The organism is Brucella intermedia LMG 3301, assembly GCF_000182645.1.
In the GTDB taxonomy this organism is placed as follows: domain Bacteria; phylum Pseudomonadota; class Alphaproteobacteria; order Rhizobiales; family Rhizobiaceae; genus Brucella; species Brucella intermedia.
The window spans coordinates 116871-138116 of record NZ_ACQA01000001.1 but is presented as its reverse complement, the minus strand read 5'-3'; the positions used below and the strand labels follow the sequence as shown (position 1 = coordinate 138116).

Sequence of the window (21246 nt, the reverse complement as noted above, 5' to 3'; positions counted from 1 at the left end):
GCAAAGGAAAGCTGACGCATCATGAGCATCGAATTTCTGCTGACATCCTTCATCATAGTTGCGTCGCCGGGCACCGGCGTGCTGGTAACGCTTGCGGCAGGACTGTCCCGTGGCGCACGCGCATCGGTCATTGCCGCGCTTGGCTGCACGCTTGGCATCGTGCCGCACATGCTGGCTGCCGTGACCGGCCTTGCTGCCCTGCTCCATGCCAGCGCACTGGCTTTCGAGCTCATCAAATATGCGGGCGTCGCCTATCTGCTCTATATGGCCTGGATGACGCTCAAGGAGCACGGCACGTTGAAAATCGAGACCGATGACGCGCCGCGTTCAGACCGGGAAGTCATCCGGTCTGCGATCCTCGTCAACCTTCTCAACCCCAAACTGTCGATATTCTTCTTTGCCTTCCTGCCGCAATTCGTGAATACGCAACAGGGCGCAACGGTGGCGCGCATGGTGGAACTGTCGCTCGTCTTCATGGCCATGACATTCGTGGTGTTTGCGATCTACGGTGTCTTTGCCGCTGCCGTCCGTAACCAGATCATCTCACGCCCCGCCGTGCTTGCATGGATGCGCCGCAGCTTTGCAGCCGCCTTCGTCGCGCTCGGGGCCAAACTCGCACTGACCGAACGATAGACCATGGCCCAGAACATTTATGACCGCGACGATTTCTTCACAGCCTACAGCCAGTTGCCACGCTCGGTACACGGGCTGGACGGCGCACCGGAATGGCCCTTTGTCCGTTCCCTTCTGCCAGACCTGACAGGCCGCGATGTCGCCGATCTCGGTTGCGGTTTCGGCTGGTTCGCCCGCTTCGCCCGCGAACAGGGCGCGGCCTCTGTCATCGGTTACGACCTTTCGGAAAACATGCTCGAACGCGCGCGCCGCGACACGCCGGATGACGCTGTCCGTTATGTTCAGGCGGACATGGAAGAGCTGGACCTTCCCGAAGCGAGCTTCGATCTCGTCTATAGTTCGCTGGCGTTTCATTATATTCGCGATTTTCCGCGTCTTTTGAAAACGATCCATGCGGCTTTGCGGACGGAAGGCCGTTTCGTATCCACGATCGAGCATCCGATCTTCATGGCACCGCTGGCGCCGGGCTGGATCGAAGACCAGAATGGCGGGAAGCACTGGCCTGTCGATCATTATGCCGTGGAGGGAGAGCGGCGGACCGACTGGCTGGCGGAAGGCGTCATCAAATATCACCGTCGTCTCAGCACCACGGTCAACGCCCTGATCGATACAGGATTTGCCATCAATCGCCTGGAGGAATGGCGCCCCTCCGCGGAGCAGATCGAGGCATGGCCGGGGCTGTCGGAGGAAATGGAGCGGCCCATGCTGTTGATAGTTTCCGCTAGCCGACAGACAGCTTGACCAGCCACATTTCACGCTCTTTATGGGGAGGGGCGGGACACGAATCAGACTGGCGAGGAGAAACCATGGACGTGTTGCGCATTGCAGCCTTTTCGCAAGGCAACCAGGGCGGCAATCCCGCTGGAGTGCTGATTGCCGATCACCTGCCCTCCCCGCAAGACATGCAGAAGATCGCCAAGGATGTCGGCTTTTCCGAAACCGCCTTTGCCGCGCCGGAAGGCGACAGCTGGCGCGTTCGTTATTTTGCGCCGGAAATGGAAGTTCCGTTCTGCGGCCATGCCACCATTGCGCTCGGCGCTGCGCTGGCCATGCGCGAGGGCGACGGGCGTTTCGCGCTCAAGCTCAACAATGGCGATATCAGCGTCGATGGCCGCAAGGAAGGCGAGTTGTTCGCCGCCAGCCTGCAATCGCCGCCAACCCGCCAGCGCGCTGCCAACGATGCGGAAGTGGAGCAGGCGCTGGCGCTGTTCAGCTTTGAAAGGGACGATCTGGCGCCCGGTCTTGCTCCCGCGCTGATCCACGCCGGTGCGGACCATATCGTGCTGCCGCTTCGTTCCCGCGAGAGGCTCGCCTCGATGCATTACGACATGGCGCGCGGGCGCACCCTGATGAACCGGCAGGGCTGGACGACGATCCTGCTCATCTATTCCGAGACGCCAAGACGCTTCCACAGCCGCAACCCGTTTGCATCGGGCGGCGTTTATGAAGACCCGGCCACCGGTGCCGCGACCGCTGCCTTTGCCGCTTATCTGCGCGACAGCGGCTGGCCGCATGGCGGTGAGATCGAAGTCTTTCAGGGCGAGGATATGGGCAGCCCGTCGCACCTGCGCGCCCAGATCGGCAATGAGCGCGGCGGTTCCATCCGCGTTTCCGGCACCGCACGGCTGATGGAATAGCAGCGCATCCCGAAAAGCGTGAAACGGTTTTCGGATAAGATGCGCGTCAAAACAAAGGATTAAGCGCGTTGCAGCTCGTCACACGCGGACGAGCTGCTCCACCCGTTCCTCATTTCCGAAGAACTTGAGATAGCGCGCCACTTCCTTGGGATCGCCCGTCGCCTTTTGCGGATTATCGGAAAGCTTGACCGCCGGATGGCCGTTGGCATCCGTCACCTTGCAGACGAGCGAGATGGCGTTCAGCCCCTCGATTTCCTTCGGGGCGCAGCCCGCGAAATCATTGGTGAGGTTGGTGCCCCAGCCGAAGCTCATGCGCACGCGCCCCTCGAAGTGACGATAGGTTTCCTCGATCGTATCCACATCAAGCGCGTCGGAAAAGATCAGCAGCTTTTCGCGCGGGTCCTTGCCGCGTGACTTCCACCATTCGATGATGCGCTCGCCGCCTTCGATGGGCGGGGCGCTGTCGGGGCGGAAGCCGGTCCAGTCGGCAACCCAGTCCGGCGCATTGCGCAGGAAGGCAGCCGTGCCGAAAGCATCGGGCAGCACGATCAGTAGATTGCCGCCATAGTAGCGGTTCCAGTCCTGCAGGACGCGATAGGGCGCGGAACGCAGTTCATCGTCATTCCTTGCAAGGGCCGCCAGCACCATCGGCAATTCATGTGCATTGGTGCCCAGTGCTTCGAGGTCGGTATCCATGGCCAGAAGCACATTGCTGGTGCCGGTAAAGGCATCTCCGATGCCTTCCTTCAGCGCCTCGACGCACCAGCGCTGCCACAGGAAGGAATGGCGGCGACGCGTGCCGAAGTCGGAAATCTTCAGGCCCGGAAGCTGGCGCAGGCGTTCGACCTTGCTCCACATCTTGGCCTTGGCGCGCGCATAAAGCACGTCGAGCGAGAAGGGACCGAGGTTTTTCATCGCCGCGCGCGAGCGCAGCTCGTTGATGATGGCAAGTGCGGGAATTTCCCACATGGTCGTGTGCGACCAGGCGCCATGGAAATGCAGCTCGTACTGCCCGTCCTTGCGACGCAGCTCATATTCCGGCAACTGGAAATCATGAAGCCAGTTCAGGAATTCGGGCTGGAAAATCTGCTTGCGGCCATAGAAGCTGTTACCCGCCAGCCAGATCATTTCCTTCTTGGAGAAACGCAGCGTGCGGGCATGGTCGAGCTGTGCGCGCAATTCGCCCTCGTCGATCTCATCGGCAAGGCGCACGGAAGTGGTGCGGTTGATGAGCGAGAAGGTTGCATCCACCTTGGGGTAGAGGCCCCAGATCATCTGCAGCATCAGAAGCTTGTAGAAGTCCGTGTCCAGAAGGCTGCGGACGATGGGATCGAGCTTCCATGCGTGATTGTAGACGCGGCGCGCAATATCAGTCTTGGCCATGACGGCCTCCATTGCATGAACTTGTGCTGCAACCGCCCCAGAGGAATTGCAGCAAAAAGAAAGGCGGGTTTTCACCCGCCTTTTTAATCGGTTCACTTCTGTTTGGGAAGCTCTACGACGATTTCATGTTCGCCGTCCGGCTTGATCGGCACGCCTTCTTCCGGCTTGCCGATCTTGCGACCATTGAGCTTGACCGCCTTGTCCTTGCCACCGGCTACGACCTTCACGCGGCAGAGCGCTTCGCCGAAGCGGAGTTCCGCTTCATAGCCATCCCATTCCGGCGGCAGGGCCGGATCGAGATGCAGGCGGTCGCCGCGTTTGGTGACGCCGAGGATACCCTCGGTTGCCACGCGATAGAACCAGCCGGCAGAGCCGGTATACCATGTCCAGCCGCCCTGCCCGCGACGCGGCTCGACGGAATAGATGTCGGCTGCGATCACATAGGGCTCGACGCGGTAGATATCCGGATTGCGGCCATGGTTGACCGGGCTGATGAGCGAGAAGAGCTTCCAGGCTTCCGCCGTTCTGCCCATGCGGGCAAGCGCCATGATCGCCCAGGTCGCGCCATGGGTGTACTGGCCGCCATTCTCGCGGACACCCGGCGGATAGCCCTTGATATAGCCCGGCTCCTGCACGGTCTTGTCGAAAGGCGGCGTGAACAGACGCAGCAATTCGCCTTCGTCATCCAGCAGGTATTTTTCGAGCGAAGCCATCGCCTGTTCGGCGCGTTTCGGATCGGCCACGCCGGACAGCACACTCCACGATTGCGCGATGGCATCGATCTGGCATTCATCGCTGTCCTTGGAGCCAAGCGGCGCGCCGTTATCGAAGAAGCCGCGGCGATACCATTCGCCGTCCCAACCGTCGCGGTCGAGCGCAGCCGTCAGGCTTTCCAGATGTGCCTTCCATATGTCGACGCGCTTCACGTCCTTGCGTGCTTCGGCAATCGGAATGAACTTGCCGAGCGTATAGGCGAGGAACCAGCCGAGCCAAACGCTCTCGCCCTCGCCCTTCACGCCGACGAGATTCATGCCGTCGTTCCAGTCGCCGCCGAGCATCAGCGGCAGGCCGTGCTTCCCGGTGCGCGCGACGGCGAGGTCGAGCGCCAGGGCGCAATGCTCGTAGAGGCTGGCCGTCTGCCCGGAGATTTCCGGCTGATAGAAGGCATCATGTTCGCCCTCCTCCAGCTTGCGCCCTTCGAGGAACGGCAGCTTTTCGTCGAGGATGGCGCGGTCGCCCGTCGTCTCGACGTAGAGCGAGGTGCCATAGCCGAGCCAGACGACATCGTCCGAGATGAGCGTGCGGACACCCGCACCCGTTGCCGGCAGCCACCAATGCTGGACATCGCCTTCCGGGAACTGGCGCGATGCGGCGTTGAGGATCTGCGCACGGGCAAGCGTCGGATCGATGAGCAGCAGCGACAGCGTGTCCTGCAACTGATCGCGGAAGCCGAACGCACCGCTTGCCTGATAGAAGGCGGCGCGCGCCCAGATACGGCAGGCGATTGCCTGATAGGGCAGCCAGCCATTGACCAGAAGATCGAAAGCCGGGTCCGGCGTCTTGACCTGAACGCGGTCGAAGAGGCCTTCCCACTGCTGCCTCGCGGCAGCAAGCATATCGCTGAACGAAACCTTGCGCGTCTCGGTAATCAGCGCCTTTGCCTGTTTCTGGTCGGCGGCATTGCCGAGCAGGAAGACGATTTCACGGGCTTCACCCGGCCCGACTTCAATGTCGAGGGCGAGCGCGGCACATGGATCGCGGCCCGCTTCAACGGTGCCCGATAGCGCCTTGCCTGCCAGCACGATCTCCGGCTTGTCCACCGAACCGGTGGTGCCGATGAATTCGCTGCGGTCGGCAGTGACGGATTGCGGCTTTTCGGTCGCGGCAAAGAAGGCGACCTGCCCCGACTTGTCAGGATGATACGGATTGCCCGCAAAGAGCGCGCCCAGTTCCTCGTCCTGCGACGGCACGATGAAAGGCACATTCTTGGCGCGGGCATTGCCCAGCACCCATTCGACATAACCATAGACGCGCAGCTTGCGCTTCGAGCGGCCCTTGTTGGTGATCGTGAGGCGCGAGAGACGCACCGGCTTGTCCGCATCCACGATATGGGTGAGGTCAAGCGCCAGTTCGCCATGCTGCGCCCCGAAGCTCGAATAACCGTGGCCATGACGCGCTTCATAAGTCACCGCCTCGTCGCGCAGCACGCTTGCGGTCGGCGCAAAGGTGCGGCCCGTTTCACGGTCGAGGATATAGATCGCCTCGCCCGGACGGTTGGTGACAGGATCGTTCGCCCATGGGGTGAGCTGGTAATCGCGGCTGTTGCCTGCCCAGGTGAAGGCCGAACCTTCCGCCGAGACGTGGAAACCGAAATTCGGATTGGCGATCACATTGATCCACGGATGCGGCGTGGTTGTGCGATTGTTGATGCGCACCACATAAGAGCCATCCTCGGCAAAGCCGCCATAGCCGTTCCAGAAGCGGAGGTCGTCGCCTGCCGGAGCAGGACGGTTCACCGCTGGCTTGACAGCCGGGCGGCGTTCTTCCGTCCCGCGTTCGATGGCGATGGGCGCGAGACCGGCGGCACCGAGCCCCTGGCTCGAAGCCTGTCCGCCAATCGCGGTCTTGGCATCGCGCGCGGCGAGATCGACGGTGATTTCCTCGCTGCGGCGCAACTGTTCGGCCAGCGAGCCGTTCTGTGCGTGCATGACGATACGCGCCGAAGCGAGCAGCGTGTTGTAGCTTTCGTCGCTCATCTGGTCGCGGCGCACCGCGAAGATGTGCGGCTGGCCGCCACCACGCGCCCGGAATCCTTCGACGATCCAGTCGATGGCGCGCTGCGTATCCTGCGCATAGGAGAAGGCGCGCTCATTGACCGCCACGACATCGACCGTGAGGCCCTTCGAGCGCCAGTATTCCTGCGCACGCAGCACACCGCGCAACACGTCGAGATCGGCTTCATTGTCGATGCGCAGCGCGAAGATCGGATAGTCGCCGGAAATCGACATCGGCCACAGGTCCGACTGCTTGCCGAGGCCGCTGGCGATGGTTTCAGGCGGCTGGCGCAGCGTCCGCTCGGGATAGAGCAGATAGGCGGCGACCTTCTGGTAATCCGCAGCTTCCGCGGGCTTGATGCCGATATGATAGAGCTGCACCTGCGACGAGGTCCAGGAAAGCGAATATTCGCGGGCGAAGGTTTCGGGGTGACGATGGGTCGCCACCGCGTGTTCCACCGCATCGCGGCTGCCGCCTGCGAAGGTCCAGAACACGAGGCTCACCTTCTTGTGCGCCGGAACGCGGACGCGCGTGCGCACCGAAGCAATCGGATCGAGCACGCAACCCTGGCTGCCGGTGAACTTGGCGCCGGCATCGAAGGCTGCCGCATCGCGCAAGGAACGGCCACGTCCGACAAAGGCGCGGCGGTCGGTTTCGACTTCCGTTTCGCGGATCGAGCCGGAAAGATCGGTCACAAAATGCGCGACATGAATATCGGGATCGGACGGCGCGCGCTTGCGGCGCTTGGCATAGATGGTCGAACCGTTATCGGAGATTTCGGTTTCCACAAACATCTTGGCAAAGGCAGGATGGGCGGCGTCGCTGTCGCTGTCGGTCAGCACCAGTTCCGCATAGGAGGTGACCTCGATCATGCGGTCGCGGGCGGAGGTGTTGATGATGTCGAGCCTGCGGCCCTCACCATCGGATTCCGACGACACGATGACTTCCATGACCGTCTTGATATCACCGGCGGTCTTGTAGAATTCCGCCTTGTCCTCAGTGAAGACCGTCTTGGTTTCCTCATCCGGGTTGCGGACCGGTTCGCCGGTTGCCGACCACCAATAGCCGCTTTCCATGTCGCGCAGGAACAGGAAAGTGCCTTGCAGGTCTTCCGACGCATCGGCGTGGAAGCGGGTGATGTCCCAATTGTGCCAGCGGCTGTAGCCCGAGCCGTTGGCCGTCACCATCAGCGCATATTGTCCGTTCGACATCATATGCGTGGTGCGCGGAGCCTTGAACGGCTTGTCGACGATCCGCATCGGCGCATCGTCGAAACCGCCGGAATCCACGCGCATCGGGTTTTCCGTCTTGGCGTAGATCATCGGGATTTCGCGCGGCGCCTTTTCCTGCAGCAGCAGTTCGGCAGCCTCGATCACGGGGTCGGAGTGGAAACGCTCGCGCATCCGGCCTTCGAAGATCACGTTGTTGACCGCGATGATCGACATGCCATGATGGTGGGCATAGTAGTTCTTCACGACGGCGCAGAGTTCGCCTTCGCGGACACGCGACGGGGTGAAGTCCACCGAATCGTGGAAGCCGTAGCGTCCAAGCGCGCCAAGCTTGGCAAGACGCTTGAGGTTGGCGACGGCGGCGGCAGGCTGGTATTGCGCGGCGAGCAGGCTCGCATAAGGCGCGATGACCGCGTTGCGCGACAGGCCGCGCTGCAGGCCGAGATTCGGCACGCCGAAGTTGGAATACTGGTAGTTCATATGCGCGTCGCGCGCATTGAACGCCGCTTCCGAAATACCCCAGGGCAGGCCGCGCGAGGTCGCATAGTCGATCTGGCGCTGCACCACGAGCTTGTTGGTCTGGTCGAGCAGCGAACCGAGCGGCTCCGACATGACCAGCGGCGGCATCAGATATTCGAACATCGAGCCCGACCAGGACAGCAGAGCGCCCTTCCAGCCCACCGGGACCAGAAGACGGCCAAGCTTGAACCAGTGTTCGACCGGCACGTCGCCCTTGGCGATGGCAAACAGGCTCGCCAGACGCGCTTCCGATGCGAGAAGATCGTAGCAGCTTTCGTCCAGCTCGTTTTCCTGCACGCGGAAACCGATGGAAAGCAGGCGGCGTTCCTTCCGCTCAAGGAAGCCGAACTGCATGTCGAAGGCAAGCTGGCGCGAGCGGGTCGCCAGATCGCGCAGGCGCTCGCGCAGCGCGTCCGTGTCATGCTCGCCGATGGAATCGTCGGTATGCGCCTTGCAGGTATCGACCAGAATGCGCGCCCATTCCACCGCTTCCGCGCTTGCGGAGGTTTCGATTTCGCCATCGAGTTCATCCATCAGGCGAACGATGTCGGTCGCGAAAAGCGACAGGTTGATGGTGCGGAAGGATGCCGTCTCCGGCTCGTCCTTGATGGACAGGACGGCACGGCGGAAATTGGCGATCCGCTCTTCCAGGCGGCGGCGCAGCGGACGCAGTATCCGGCGGTCGTCGGGGATTTTGGCGATGGACTCTTCAAGGATGTCGTTGACATCGAGAATGCCGTCGAGGTCGCCCTGCATGTAGACAGAGGGTGCTTCCGCCCATTCTTCCAGCGCGGACGACAGCGTAACCAGATGGCCGGCGAGATTGCCGCTGTCCACCGCCGACACATAGAGGGGCCGCATCGGCGTCAGCGTGTTGGTCTCGTACCAGTTGTAGAGATGGCCCTGGTACTTCTCCATCTTTTCGAGCGTATTGACGGTTGCGGCGACGCGATCCAGCGTTTCGCCGAAGCCGATCCAGCCGAAATCGCGCGCGGCGATGACCGACAGCAGATAGACGCCGATATTGGTCGGCGACGTGCGCTGCGCGACGATGGGCGCCGGGTCTTCCTGGAAATTGTCCGGCGGCAGATGGTGGTTTTCCTCATTGGTGAACTCGGCGAAGTAGCGCCAGGTCCGGCGCGCATAGCGGCGCAGGTCCGACTTGTCGGAAGAAAGCACTTCCAGCGTGTCCTGCGGCTTGGCCGAACGGCTGACGAGCCAGGCGATCAGCGGCGAGGCAAACCAGATGACGGCGAACGGTGCGGCGATCAGTGCAGCATGGCTTTCAGCGGCAAGGGGAAAGAAGATCGCCAGACCCGCAATGGCCATGGCGGGCCACATGAGCTGGAAATAGAAAAGCAGCGTATCGGGAGAGGTTCTCGCCTGCGCCGCCGTGCGCCATTCCAGAAGGTTGCGGTGCGAAACGAACAGACGATAGACGGTGCGCGCAATAGCGTCCGCCATCAGGAACGCCGAATGGGCAATGAAGGTGGTCCGCAGCGCCACATCTGCCGTGCCGAGCGCAATGTCGGTCAGCACCGACTGCGCATGGCCTTTCAGCGAATAATCCATGTTGCGCGGGATGAGATTGGTGACGATCCCGAAGGTCGGCGCCACGAACATGGAAAGGATGAGAAACCCCTGCCAGACGGCGGCAGGCCCGATCGGCAGCACGCTCCAGCCGACGACGGCTGCAATCAGCCACAGGATCGGGTTGAGCGAGCGGCGCAGGTTGTCGACCATCTTCCAGCGCGTGACGGCGCTGACGCCGGCATTGGTCGAGAACAGCCATGGCAGAAGCTGCCAGTCGCCGCGTGCCCAGCGATGGTGGCGCGAGACGTCGACATTGTAGCCGGTCGGATAGTCCTCGACCACCTCCACATCGCTGACCAGCGCGGCACGGGCATAGCCGCCTTCCAGAAGGTCGTGGCTGAGAAGCGTGTTTTCGGGGACACGGCCCTTCAGCGCGGCCTCGAAGGCGTCGATGTCGTAAAGGCCCTTGCCGGTGAAGGTGCCTTCGCCAAGCAGGTCCTGATAGGTGTCGGACACGGCAAAGACATAAGGATCGATGCCGCGATTGACCGAGAAGACGCGCTGCAGGAACGATGCTTCGTCGCCGGTCGTCAGCGACGGCGTGACGCGCGGCTGGAGAATGCCGTAGCCACGAATGACCTTGCCGGTCTTTTCGTCGATGATCGGGCGGTTCAGCGGATGGCTGAGCTTGCCAGCCAGATGCGTGACGGATTCCGGCGTAAGACGCGTATCGGCGTCCAGCGTCATCACATATTTGATTTCCTTCGGCAGGCGTTCGTCCGGCGGGAAGAAGCTCGTATCCTGATCGCCGCGCAGCAACAGGTTCAGTTCATGCAGCTTGCCGCGCTTGCGCTCCCAGCCCATCCAGCAGTTCTGCTTCTCGTTGAAGAGGCGGCGGCGGTGCAGAAGGAAAAAGCGCGGCTGGTCGTCGCCCGTATAGTGCTCATTGAGCTTGGCGATTTCCTCACGCGCATATTCGTAGATTTCCATATCCGCGGGCGTGATCTCATGCTTCGCATCGGTCCAGTCGCTGACCAGCGCGAAGTAGATTTCGCCACGCGGATTGGTGAGATAATGCACTTCGAGATTGCGAATCTGCTCGTCGATGGAATCGCGCGAGGTGATGAAGGTCGGCACCGCGACCAGCGTGCGCGCTTCTTCGGGCAAGCCTTCCTTATATTCAAAACCGATGAGGCGCGTCGGCTGCACGAACCACGGCACCAGCGCATTGAACAGCGAATAGGACGCGTCCATCGCCGGGAAGAGCGCGAGCAGCGTGAACAGCGTGCGCAGATCGGTCGAAAGACCGGCGCGGATCATGCAGTAATTGACGAGAGTGAGAATCAGGATCGTGAAGATCGCCGTCGGAATGAACAGGCCCCAGAGGCCAAGGCCGCGATAGAAACGCAGCGCCCTGACACCGAACGGCGCCTTGTAACCGCAGACCCTTTCAAGCTCGGTGCGGCCTTCGCCCGACAGGTAATAGGCGATGGCGCCCTTGCCCTCGGCTTCCGGATGACCGGCCTTTTCGGCGCGGTGGCCGTCTTCCGCCAGCTTGAGCGCCGCCCATGTGATGTCGATTTCGCTCATGTCCGAATAGCGGGCGAGCTTTTCGATGGTCACGCGGTAGGCATTGCGGGAGCGGAAGTCCAGAAGCTCGAAATCGCTGTGGTCGCGCAGGATCGCATCGACCTCGTTGACGGTTTCAAACCAGGTTTCCCAGTCCACGTCATCGATGGATTTCAGGCTGCGGATGACGTTGCCCATCGTGACGCCGCCGGTGGACTGGCGGGCATGTTCCTCGACGATGGCGTCTTCCGGGTTGCTGCCTTCCTGTTCCAGGATCCGTTCCAGCCAGTGAGCGGCTGCCGTGGTGTCGGTGGAGGAGGAACGCAGGCGATAAAGGAGATGCGTGGCGAAGGTGCTGTCGCGGGCGGCATCGGCATATTGCGCCAGGACCGAATCCAGCTCGGCTCCGTCGGCAGCGACCACGATGCGGTCGGCAGCCGTATTGGCGAGATTGCGCATGATGCGCGCGCGGTCGACGCGCAGCGCCAGACGTCGCGCATTCTCGATCAGGAAATAGCGCACCGCAGACGGCAGCGCCCACAGTTCACCGATCTTGAGCGGCTCGACGGTCTGGAAACCCTTGACGATGGCCGTCAGCGTCTTCAGCGAGAAATTGCTGTCCGTATGCGCGACATAGAGCCAGGCCAGCGCGAAGATGCGCGGCATGCCCTCGTATTTTTCAACCGGCGCCTTGTAGAGCGGCAGCTGGCGGATGAAGCGGCGCGGCAGGTCGCGGCGTGCCTGCTGCACGTTCTTGTCGATCTGGTAGTGGTTGTCGAGCAGCCATTGCGCGGCAGGGGTGATGGTTTCACCCGCGCGCGAGGCGGCATCGGAGGCGCGATAGGCATGCAGGATCAGCTTGCCGTTTTCCGACAGGCGCTGATCGAACGGGAAGGCAATATAGCCCGGCAGCGGAATGTCTTCGCCCCGCGCCACGGCAGCGGCAAGCGCGCCAAGTTCTTCCTCGGTTTTATACAAGGCCCGGATGGGCGACGGCTGTTCGGGGGGAATCTGGCCCGACGCATCGCGGTCGCTGGATTTGGGCTCCATCGAAGGCTGCTGCATCGGCGATTTATTCTCGGTAGAGGTTGATTTGGAGAGCGAAGAAGACAATTCCGGCATCTGCCTTAACAGCCTTTCCGAAGGAAATGAGTTATATGCGGCGGGTGGACACTGACATTAGTCTGAATTTTCATTTCAGGGAAACGGCAGTATCCGTGATCGGTTCCCTGAATGTCGGCTGCATTTGGCTAAAATGCGACGGCGCAATGTGCTGATATTCAAACCGTTTAAATCGCAACGCACAATTCTTTCCGCCTATTAATGTTGCGTTATGAAACACCCCGTTTCCTGCAACCCTAACATATTGAAAACAAAAATAATACCACCCCTGGTAAGGTGCCGGGAAATTTCGGCGCCCAGCACCTCGCATCCGCCAATAGGGAGGAAGCCCGGCGGATGCGCGGGAATCACCGCGCATCCGCCGGGCCTCGTGTTTCGACAGGCCGGCCATTCACCGTAAAGTGACGATCAGGAAGCTGGTTCGGATGCCGGAAAAAGCTTCCAGTAACGTGGGCGGAAAGCGATGCGGCTTTTTTCCGCCGCCGGGTGTTCGGCCGGGATTTCGATCTCGACCCGCTCGCGCGCGCCGCCGACTTCCAGTTCGACGCGCCGCTTGCCGCCGGAACGGCGGCTCGCCACCACCGTGCCTGCGATGCAGCCGCCGCAACCGTCCAGCAGTTCGACATCGTGCGGACGGAAGAAGAGCTGCGCATCCCCGTCGGCCACGCCATCGACGGTCAGGCCGATATTGCGGTCCACCAGCCAGACCTCACCCTTTTCGACCCGGACGGGAAGCGTGCTCGATTCTCCGATGAAGCCATAGACCCCCGGCGAATTCGGATTGTCGTAGACTTCGTCCGGCGTGCCTACCTGCTCGATACGGCCCTGGCTCATCACCACCACGCGGTCGGCAAGTTCCAGCGCCTCGTCCTGATCGTGGGTCACGAAAACGGTGGTGTGGCCCGTCTTGTCGTGGATCTCGCGCAGCCAGCGGCGCAACTCCTTGCGCACCAGCGCATCGAGCGCGCCAAACGGTTCGTCGAGAAGCAGGACTTTCGGTTCGATCGCCATGGCGCGGGCCAGAGCGACGCGCTGGCGCTGGCCGCCGGAAAGCTGCGCCGGATAGCGCTTCTCCAGCCCCTGCAACTGGACGAGATCGAGCAGTTCCAGCGCGCGGCTGCGAATGGCGTCGCTCGACGGGCGCGTCGCGCTCGGGCGCACCTTCAGACCAAAACCGATATTGTCCGCAACCGTCATATGGCGGAACAGCGCATAATGCTGGAAGACGAAACCGACATTGCGCTCCTGAACGCTCTTCTGCGATGCGTCCTCGTCGCCGAAGAAGATCGTCCCCTCGGTCGGCGTTTCCAGCCCGGCAATGAGGCGCAAAAGCGTGGTCTTGCCCGAACCGGAAGGCCCCAGCAAAGCGATCAGCTCGCCGGAACGAATATCCAGCGAGACATTATGCAACGCCGGGAAGCGAGCGAACTCCTTACGCACTCCGGCAACACGAACTTCCATTCCCAATCCTTTCCCCTGCCGCCATGCGGGCGACCGTCGATTTAATTTCAATGCCCGTTTCCGCTGCCAGACAGTTCATCGCCATAGCGCAATTCGAGCGCCGTCTTGATGGCAAGCGTCAGCAACGCCAGAAAAGCCAGCAGCGACGCCACCGCGAACGCACCGACGAAGTTATATTCGTTGTAGAGAATTTCCACATGCAGCGGCATCGTATTGGTGAGACCGCGAATATGTCCAGAGACGACGGAAACCGCGCCGAACTCGCCCATAGCCCGGGCATTGCACAGCAGCACGCCGTAGAGAAGCCCCCATTTGATATTGGGCAGCGTCACATAACGGAAGGTCTGCCAGCCATTGGCGCCGAGCGAAATCGCCGCCTCCTCGTCGCCTGTTCCCTGTTCCTGCATCAACGGGATCAGTTCGCGCGCGACGAAGGGAAATGTGACGAACACCGTCGCCAGCACAATGCCCGGAACGGCGAACAATATCTCGATGCCATGCCGCGACAGCCACGGCCCGAGCAGGCTGTGGCTTGAGAAAAGCAGCACGAAGACAAGGCCTGAAATGACCGGCGACACGGAAAACGGCAGGTCGATCAGCGTCGTCAGCAGCGCCTTGCCCTTGAATTCGAACTTGGCGATCGCCCACGCCGCCGCAATGCCGAAGACCAGATTGAGCGGCACGGCAATGGCTGTAACAAGGAGTGTCAGCCTTATCGCAGCCCACGCATCCGGCTCGACCAGCGCCGCCAGATATTCGCCCGCTCCCTTGCGGAAGGCTTCAACGAAGACCGCGATGACCGGCAGGATGAGGAAGAGCGCCAGAAAAGCCAGCGCCAGAGCGATCAGCGTAATGCGCGTTAGCGGGCTTTCGGTGACGGCGCTCCGACTTTCGCGGGGCGCGGAAGAAGCAGGTTCATTCGCCATGACCATATTTCCTCCGTGTCCACGCCTGGATGAGATTGATGAAAAGCAGCATCGCAAAGGAAAGCGCCAGCATCACCGTGGCAAGCGCGGTCGCTCCGGCATAATCATATTCCTCAAGCTTGATGACGATCAGGAGCGGCGCGATTTCCGAAACATAAGGCGTATTGCCCGCAATGAAGATCACCGAGCCATATTCGCCGACGCCGCGCGCAAAGGCGAGCGCGAAGCCGGTCAGGATGGCCGGTTGCAGGCTTGGCAGCAGCACCCGCCAGATTGTCTGGAACCGGGAAGCGCCAAGCGTTGCCGCAGCTTCTTCCACCTCACGGCTGATTTCCTCCATGATCGGCTGCACCGTGCGCACCACGAAGGGCAGGCCGATGAAGATCAGCGCGATGACGATGCCCCCCCGCGAGAACGCGACGCGAATGCCCAGCGGCGCCAGCAGGCTGCCGACCCAGCCATTCGGCGCATAGATCGCGGCAAGCGCGATACCGGCCACGGCCGTCGGAAGGGCGAAGGGAATATCGACGATAGCATCGACGAAGCGGCGTCCGGGAAAGCGATAACGCACGAGAACCCAGGCGAGGATGACGCCGAAGACCACATTGACCAGCGCCGCGATGAAAGCGGTGCCGAAACTCGTTTCGAGCGCTTTCAACGTGCGCTCGTCGGTGACAAGGCGCCAGAAGCCGGAAATCCCGACTTCGCTGGAACGCAGCACCAAGGCCGCAAGCGGAATGAGAATGAGAAGGGTCAGATAGGCAACACTGAAGCCGAACGTCAGCCCGAAACCGGGAATGACGCTCGGCTTTCTGAAGTGCGACCCTGCCCTGGCCCGTGCAGGGAGCGAAGTCATGCGCTGGTTTGTTCCCTCTTCAGTATTTGATATTACCGATTGCTCACGGTTTCCGGGTTATTTTCCCGGCTTGTAGAGCTGGTCGAACGTTCCTCCATCGCCAAAATGATAGGGCTGCGCCTTGGCCCACCCGCCGAAAATCGGATCATCGATCGTTACCAGCGTCAAATCGGGAAACTTGCGCTGCTTGTCGGCCGGGATGATTTCGGGCTTCGACGGACGGTAGAAATGCTTGGCGGCAAGCGCCTGGCCTTCCGGCGAATAGAGATATTCGAGATAGGCCTGCGCCAGCTTGGTGGTGCCGTTCTCCTCGGCATTCTTGTCCACGACCGCGACCGGCGGTTCGGCCAGAATGGACTGCGGCGGCACGACGATGTCGAATGCATCCTCGCCAAATTCCGCGACCGAGAGATAGGCTTCGTTTTCCCAGGCAAGCAGCACGTCGCCCAGCTGGCGCTGCACGAAAGTGGTTGTCGAGCCGCGCGCGCCGGTGTCGAGCACGGGCACATGGCGGAACAGCTCGCCGATGTAATCCCTGATCTTCTGTTCGTCGCCGCCAAACTGCTTGTGGGCCCAGGCCCAGGCGGCGAGATAGTTCCAGCGCGCGCCACCGGAGGTCTTCGGGTTCGGCGTGATGACCTCGACGCCATCCTTCACCAGATCGCCCCAGTCCTTGATGCCCTTGGGATTGCCCTTGCGCACGAGGAAGACGATGGTTGACGTATAGGGGGCGGAATTGTTGGGCAGGCGCTTGCGCCAGTCCTTGTCGATCTTGCCCGACAGCTGGGCAATGGCATCGATATCGCTTTCAAGCGCCAGCGTCACCACGTCGGCCTTGATGCCGTCGATCACCGAACGCGCCTGTTTGCCCGACCCGCCATGGGAAGCGCGAATGGTGACGGTTTCGCCGGTTTCCGCCTTCCAGTGGGCGGCAAAGGCGGCGTTGTAATCCTTGTAGAGTTCACGCGTCGGATCGTAGGACACGTTGAGAAGTGTCTGGTCGGCGAAGCTTGACCCAACCGTTCCGGCCAGCGAAGCCGCAGCCACCAATGCCGCCAGAGTGAGCGAAAATCTCGATATCTTCATGACCGCCTCCATGTTTCATTGGTCAAGACAGTATCAGAGCTCTTTGACGACAGGATGCCACAAGCCGGTCGTTATTTGAAACGACTTCGAAAAATCCGCGCAGTTTTGAGGAGATTTCGAGGATAATTTTTTCACCGGCAGGTCGAAACATGCGGGCGATAGCATCATTAACTCATTGGGCCGATGCGGGTTTGACGGAAGGCGCCGGCGTGCCGCTCGTGGCCAGTTCAAGCTCGGGCTGCCTCGGCTCGTTCCAGCCCATGAAATTGTAGACCGTGTAGCGCCAGAGACCGATTTCCTCGTGAAGCGCCACATCCGTCACCAGGAAATAAAGGGCGGTTGAAGACATGTTGGTATGGGAGCCCGTCAGAAAACCGGCGGCGACCGGCTCGGGCTTCACGCCGAAATGCGCCAGATAAAGAAGATCGCGGGTCAACATGGGCGCGGCCTGCAACAGTACGACCCTGGCCGGCCTGATCTCGCGCAGGATCGCAGCCGTGTTTTTGGAATTCTGCCAGCTGTTGCGGCTCTTTTCGTCCAGCAGGATGGAAGCCGGATCGATCCCGACCTTTTCAAGTTGCACGGCGATCGCCGTGGCCTCGGAAACGCCGGTGCCGCTCACATCCGCGCCGCTGGCGATGAACTTGCAGCTGAACCCCTTGTCGACGCACTGGCGGTTCATGGCGGCTGCCGCCAGAAGCGGAGCATAGGAGAAGGCCAGCGGCTCGACCGCTTTCTGGCCACGCTCGTCAACGACCTGCGTTCCCGTGCCGAAGATGATGAAGGCGGTATTGTCTTCAAGCGGCCTCTGCAATTGCGATGTATAGGGCGATTGCAGGCGGTTCATCAGGTAATCCGGGGCCAGGCCTGAAGCAATCGCGCCATAAAAAATGACCGCAAGGCCAATCAGAACAGTACCCGTCTTGCGCCATTTGAAACAGAAAAGGATTAAACCGACAGCGGCAAAGGAAAGCATGATATTGATCGTCATGGAAAATCACCGCGTTCAATATAATATTTCATCAATCGGCGGATTTGTGATATACGTGAACAAGTTGCTTGAAAACAACCCCAAGAATTTTGGAAATAACGATCTGTTTGTTGTGAGAAGCCGCTGTTCAGGATGCGCCCTGCCCCGAAAGGGTGAGGCCCGGACTGGGGTTGCGGGGGGCAAGTATTCATCCGGGCCTCGGCCAGTCTCGCGACCGGCAGGCTAACAACGGACGAAACCCGTTTCGGTTGCACGAAATCTCGACAGGCAGCGAATATTTTTTCGCTTTCATTTGCAGGCCCTTCGGCGGCCGGATCGCTCTTGAACCGTACAGACGAAGAGTTATTCTTCCCGGATGGATTGGCTGACCAGAGGATTTTTCACCATGGCATTTGGCAAACGCTCTATCGGCACGCTTTTCGTGATTGCCGCAGGCCCGGCACTGCTGCTGGCGTCGTCTCTTTCCCTGAAGGCCGAGGAGGCGAATCCGATCGAGCGGGTCGATTACATCTGCGAGCGCGGGGTCGTCGTGCCGGTCACCTATATCCGCAAGGGCAGCGCGCCCGGATTTGCGGTCCTCGACGCCGAGGGCAAGATGATCGCGATGCAATGGCATGAAAGCCTGAAGAAATATGTCGCTCTCGACGAGCAGGACAGCTATCGCTGGAGCGACAATGACGGTCAGGCCGTGCTGAGCCATCTGGAAGCCGATCACACCGCCAAGGAGGTGACGCTGCTTTCGGCCTGCCGCTCGGACGATGCGGAAGAATAGGAACTCCCGCTATGGGACGAGGTAATGCCGGTCCCACTGATCCTGCGGCACTTCATCGCCGATGTCGTAGCGGAAAGACACGATATTGATGTGGTCCTGATCCGTCTTGCAGACGAAGGACAGCCTGTACCAGTGCTCGCGGCTGCGGAAGGCCGCGCCATCGGCCTTGATGGAATTTTTCTTGGTCACAGGATCGGAAAAGGCATAGGCCAGAACCTTGTCGACGGAAAACTTGCCTTGTTCCCGCGTGATGCGCTCCATGGCTTCCACGTCGCAACGCTGCTCGAGGCGGGTCGCCGGGTCGAGCTTTTCAAGCTGGGCCTTTTCGGAAGCATTCATGGCGAAGGACGGGAAAACCGCCAGGCCGAAGGAAAGGAAACCGGCAAGGGCGGACGCAGGCAACACAAGGGACATGCATTTCATCGGACTTTCGGGAACTCCTCGCGCGAATATTGTTGGTCACAATAATAAGCATGATTTGCTGCCCTGTCTGGATTATCACCGGAAAGTTACCGGTGACCAACAGCAAAGCCGACCTGCGCGAAACCGCATCGCACTTTTGCTGGAAATGCTCCAATGCGGGTTATGGTGCGCGGCTCAGCCCCGCCGCTTCCACATAGGTGCGGTTGCGACCGTCCTTCTTGGCGGCATAGAGGACCTTGTCGGCCTTGTCGACCGCCTGCCACAGGTCGCCCTGCTCCTGAAGGCGGACGCAGCCGATACTGCATGTGACGCTGGTTTCATCCGACAGGCGCTGGAAACGATGGGTTTCGATGTTCCGGCGCACGCCCTCCATGAGTTCCAGGACGTTATCGGCCTGCATATCATGAAGGCAGATAACGAATTCCTCGCCGCCCGTGCGGGCAATCAATGACCGCTCGCCGAGGAGCTTGCGCAGGATTCCGGCAAATTCCTGCAGCACGGCGTCGCCGGCCGCATGGCCGTAGTCGTCGTTCAGAGCCTTGAAATAGTCGATATCGCAGACGGCAACCCAGCCCGATGCGCCCCTTTTCGTATGCGAAAGGGCGTTGTAGCGCATTTCCAGCCCGCGCCGGTTGAGAAGGCCCGTCAGCGGGTCGCTGTCACGTTCATGGGAAAGCTCGCCGATACGGTCATGCCCAGCCGCCGCCAGCAAGGCGAAGCCGGTGAGAACCGCGGCGATGGCCGTGGAAAACACCGTCCATTGCCAGAAGACCGTCGCCGCGAAATTCTCACCGTCGACTTCGCCGAGCAGGGAACGGGCGGTCAGGAGCGTGCGCGGCACCAGTTGCAGCGCCACCAGAACGAGCATGACCAGCAGAAGCTTGTCCACCAGGGGCCCCTTGAACAGGCGCCGCGCCCGCCAGGCAAAAGAAAGAATCAGCGTCGCCATGCCGAGATTGAGCACATAGACCCGTGCCAGAAGATTGGACTCGACATAGCAGAAATACCAGACGCCGCCGACAATGAGCGCGAAGCTCAATATGTAGAAGGCGGAGGTCAGGCGCAGCCCGCTGCGCTGCAAAATGCCATAGCCGCCGACCAGCGTGCCGCCCACATAGAATGCGGCCGAAAGCACCGTGTTCAACCGGTCGTCGGCGGGAAAATTGCCAAGCTGCACCAGCATGGCAAGGCCGATCAACAGGAAACACGCCCCGCAGGACACAAGAAAACGACGCCCGCGATCCGACAGCCAGGCCGTGAAAAAAGCGAGTGAGAATAATAGAAGGACGGCGGGGAGTACGAACTTCATATAAACCGGATGTGCAATTTGCAGTTTCAATAAGAATCCTTATTGCGTCCTCTCATCAAAATTACAATTCAGTAAATTAACACGTTTTGTGAACCGACATGCATTGAGCCGCCAGCCCGGACGTCTTGCCCCGCCGTGCTTTCGCTCTTGATTTCATCGGGCCGTCCGTGTTTGTAACCTGCAAACAGTGCTGCCATATGCGCTATCATGCGCTTCACGCAGTCCCGTCGCGAAAGGTAGAGACATGAAGCCCGTTTTCCTGCAACTGCAGTGCACCCCCGGCAAGACCTACGAAGTTGCCGATACGCTCTTTCAGCGCGAAATCGTCTCCGAGCTTTATTCCACCAGCGGCGAATTCGACCTTCTGGCCAAGATCTACATTGCCGAGGATCAGGATATCGGCAAGTTCATCGCCAGCAATGTTCTCGACATTCCCAATATCGTGCGCTCGCTGACGACACTGACCTTCACCGCCTTCTGACGCTCCTGAAAGCTGCCAGCGGGCGGCAGAGGCAGCCGGGGAAACCGGTAAAGGTTTGATTCACCATTAACGAATTATCATGCCGGCGAAAGGAACCTCTGCTTGCGCTCGCGCATTTGTTGCGTGATGGGCTTACCTCGAAAAGGGAGGCAGCGAGACAAGTGATGAACGATCTTGGACATCGGCGGGTGCTGGTGGTGGAAGACGAGGTTTTCGTCGCCCTTGACGTTGCCGCGACTGTCGAGGACGCGAACGGAACCGTTCTCGGCCCGGTCGGCACCGTGCGGCAGGCGATAGATATCATCAACCGCAATGAAATCGACGCTGCCATTCTGGACGTGAATCTCGCCGATGGCGATGTGGAAGCCGTGCTCGACCGGCTGAAAAGCCGCGATGTCTTCGTGGTCATCCATACCGGCGGCGGGCTGCCCGCGCGCCTGGCGGACCGCTATCCGGAAGTGCCGGTTTTCCAGAAGCCCATCCCGCCATCCGTGCTGACACGCACGCTCGCCTCCGCTCTTGCCTCTCACATGGCCTGACG

At 60.7% G+C, this 21246-nt stretch carries 15 protein-coding genes; 6 read left to right on the top strand and 9 right to left on the bottom strand.

The window, feature by feature from the left end; genetic code table 11:
* Positions 1–21: 21 nt before the first annotated feature.
* The 3 genes from OINT_RS00640 (at position 22) to OINT_RS00630 (ending at position 2270) form a co-directional block, all read left to right on the top strand.
* Positions 22–633: a LysE family translocator gene (locus tag OINT_RS00640; protein WP_006465844.1), complete on the top strand. Its 612-nt coding sequence runs from the start codon at positions 22–24 to the stop codon at positions 631–633.
* A gap of 3 nt (positions 634–636) precedes the next feature.
* On the top strand, positions 637–1374 hold the full coding sequence (locus tag OINT_RS00635; RefSeq protein WP_006465843.1) for a class I SAM-dependent methyltransferase: 738 nt from the start codon (positions 637–639) through the stop codon (positions 1372–1374).
* Between the two features lie 65 nt (positions 1375–1439).
* Entirely contained in the window at positions 1440–2270 is an 831-nt protein-coding gene (locus OINT_RS00630; RefSeq protein ID WP_006470928.1) for a PhzF family phenazine biosynthesis protein, read from the top strand.
* A 78-nt stretch (positions 2271–2348) separates the two neighbouring features.
* On the opposite strand, the gene pncB is transcribed toward OINT_RS00630, so the two are convergent.
* The 7 genes from pncB to OINT_RS00595 all read right to left on the bottom strand — a co-directional run bounded on the left by pncB (position 2349) and on the right by OINT_RS00595 (position 17720).
* Entirely contained in the window at positions 2349–3653 is a 1305-nt protein-coding gene (gene pncB, locus OINT_RS00625; protein ID WP_006470929.1) for a nicotinate phosphoribosyltransferase, read from the bottom strand.
* Positions 3654–3745: 92 nt separating this feature from the next.
* Positions 3746–12400, bottom strand: coding sequence for a GH36-type glycosyl hydrolase domain-containing protein (locus OINT_RS00620; protein ID WP_006465840.1), 8655 nt, complete (start codon positions 12398–12400; stop codon positions 3746–3748).
* Between the two features lie 408 nt (positions 12401–12808).
* Entirely contained in the window at positions 12809–13861 is a 1053-nt protein-coding gene (locus OINT_RS00615; RefSeq protein WP_006472931.1) for a sulfate/molybdate ABC transporter ATP-binding protein, read from the bottom strand.
* 47 nt (positions 13862–13908) lie between these two features.
* Positions 13909–14793 carry a sulfate ABC transporter permease subunit CysW gene (gene cysW, locus OINT_RS00610; RefSeq protein ID WP_006465838.1) on the bottom strand — a complete coding sequence of 295 codons (885 nt, stop codon included), beginning with the start codon at positions 14791–14793 and terminating at the stop codon, positions 13909–13911.
* The gene (cysT, locus tag OINT_RS00605) at positions 14777–15643 is read right to left on the bottom strand and encodes a sulfate ABC transporter permease subunit CysT (RefSeq protein ID WP_006465837.1); all 867 of its coding nucleotides are present in this window, start codon (positions 15641–15643) and stop codon (positions 14777–14779) included. Before cysT ends, cysW begins: the two co-directional genes overlap by 17 nt.
* 57 nt (positions 15644–15700) lie before the next feature.
* Entirely contained in the window at positions 15701–16729 is a 1029-nt protein-coding gene (locus OINT_RS00600) for a sulfate ABC transporter substrate-binding protein (protein ID WP_006472933.1), read from the bottom strand.
* 172 nt (positions 16730–16901) lie between these two features.
* Positions 16902–17720, bottom strand: a complete 819-nt coding sequence (locus tag OINT_RS00595) for a YdcF family protein (RefSeq protein ID WP_006465835.1) — start codon at positions 17718–17720, stop codon at positions 16902–16904.
* A gap of 385 nt (positions 17721–18105) precedes the next feature.
* Between OINT_RS00595 and OINT_RS00590 the strand changes: the two genes are divergently transcribed.
* Positions 18106–18492, top strand: coding sequence for a hypothetical protein (locus tag OINT_RS00590; RefSeq protein WP_025089812.1), 387 nt, complete (start codon positions 18106–18108; stop codon positions 18490–18492).
* Between the two features lie 9 nt (positions 18493–18501).
* On the opposite strand, the gene OINT_RS00585 is transcribed toward OINT_RS00590, so the two are convergent.
* Both OINT_RS00585 and OINT_RS00580 read right to left on the bottom strand, forming a co-directional pair.
* Positions 18502–18831 (bottom strand): DUF930 domain-containing protein, encoded by a 330-nt coding sequence (locus OINT_RS00585; RefSeq protein ID WP_230350314.1) that lies wholly within the window; start codon positions 18829–18831, stop codon positions 18502–18504.
* 244 nt (positions 18832–19075) lie between these two features.
* On the bottom strand, positions 19076–20224 hold the full coding sequence (locus tag OINT_RS00580) for a GGDEF domain-containing protein (RefSeq protein ID WP_036565840.1): 1149 nt from the start codon (positions 20222–20224) through the stop codon (positions 19076–19078).
* Between the two features lie 244 nt (positions 20225–20468).
* On the opposite strand from OINT_RS00580, the gene OINT_RS00575 reads away from it, so the two are divergent.
* Entirely contained in the window at positions 20469–20705 is a 237-nt protein-coding gene (locus OINT_RS00575; RefSeq protein WP_006472935.1) for an Lrp/AsnC ligand binding domain-containing protein, read from the top strand.
* Between the two features lie 164 nt (positions 20706–20869).
* A complete protein-coding gene (locus OINT_RS00570) occupies positions 20870–21244 on the top strand; it encodes a response regulator (RefSeq protein WP_021586420.1) in 375 nt (124 codons plus the stop codon).
* Positions 21245–21246 lie beyond the last annotated feature (2 nt).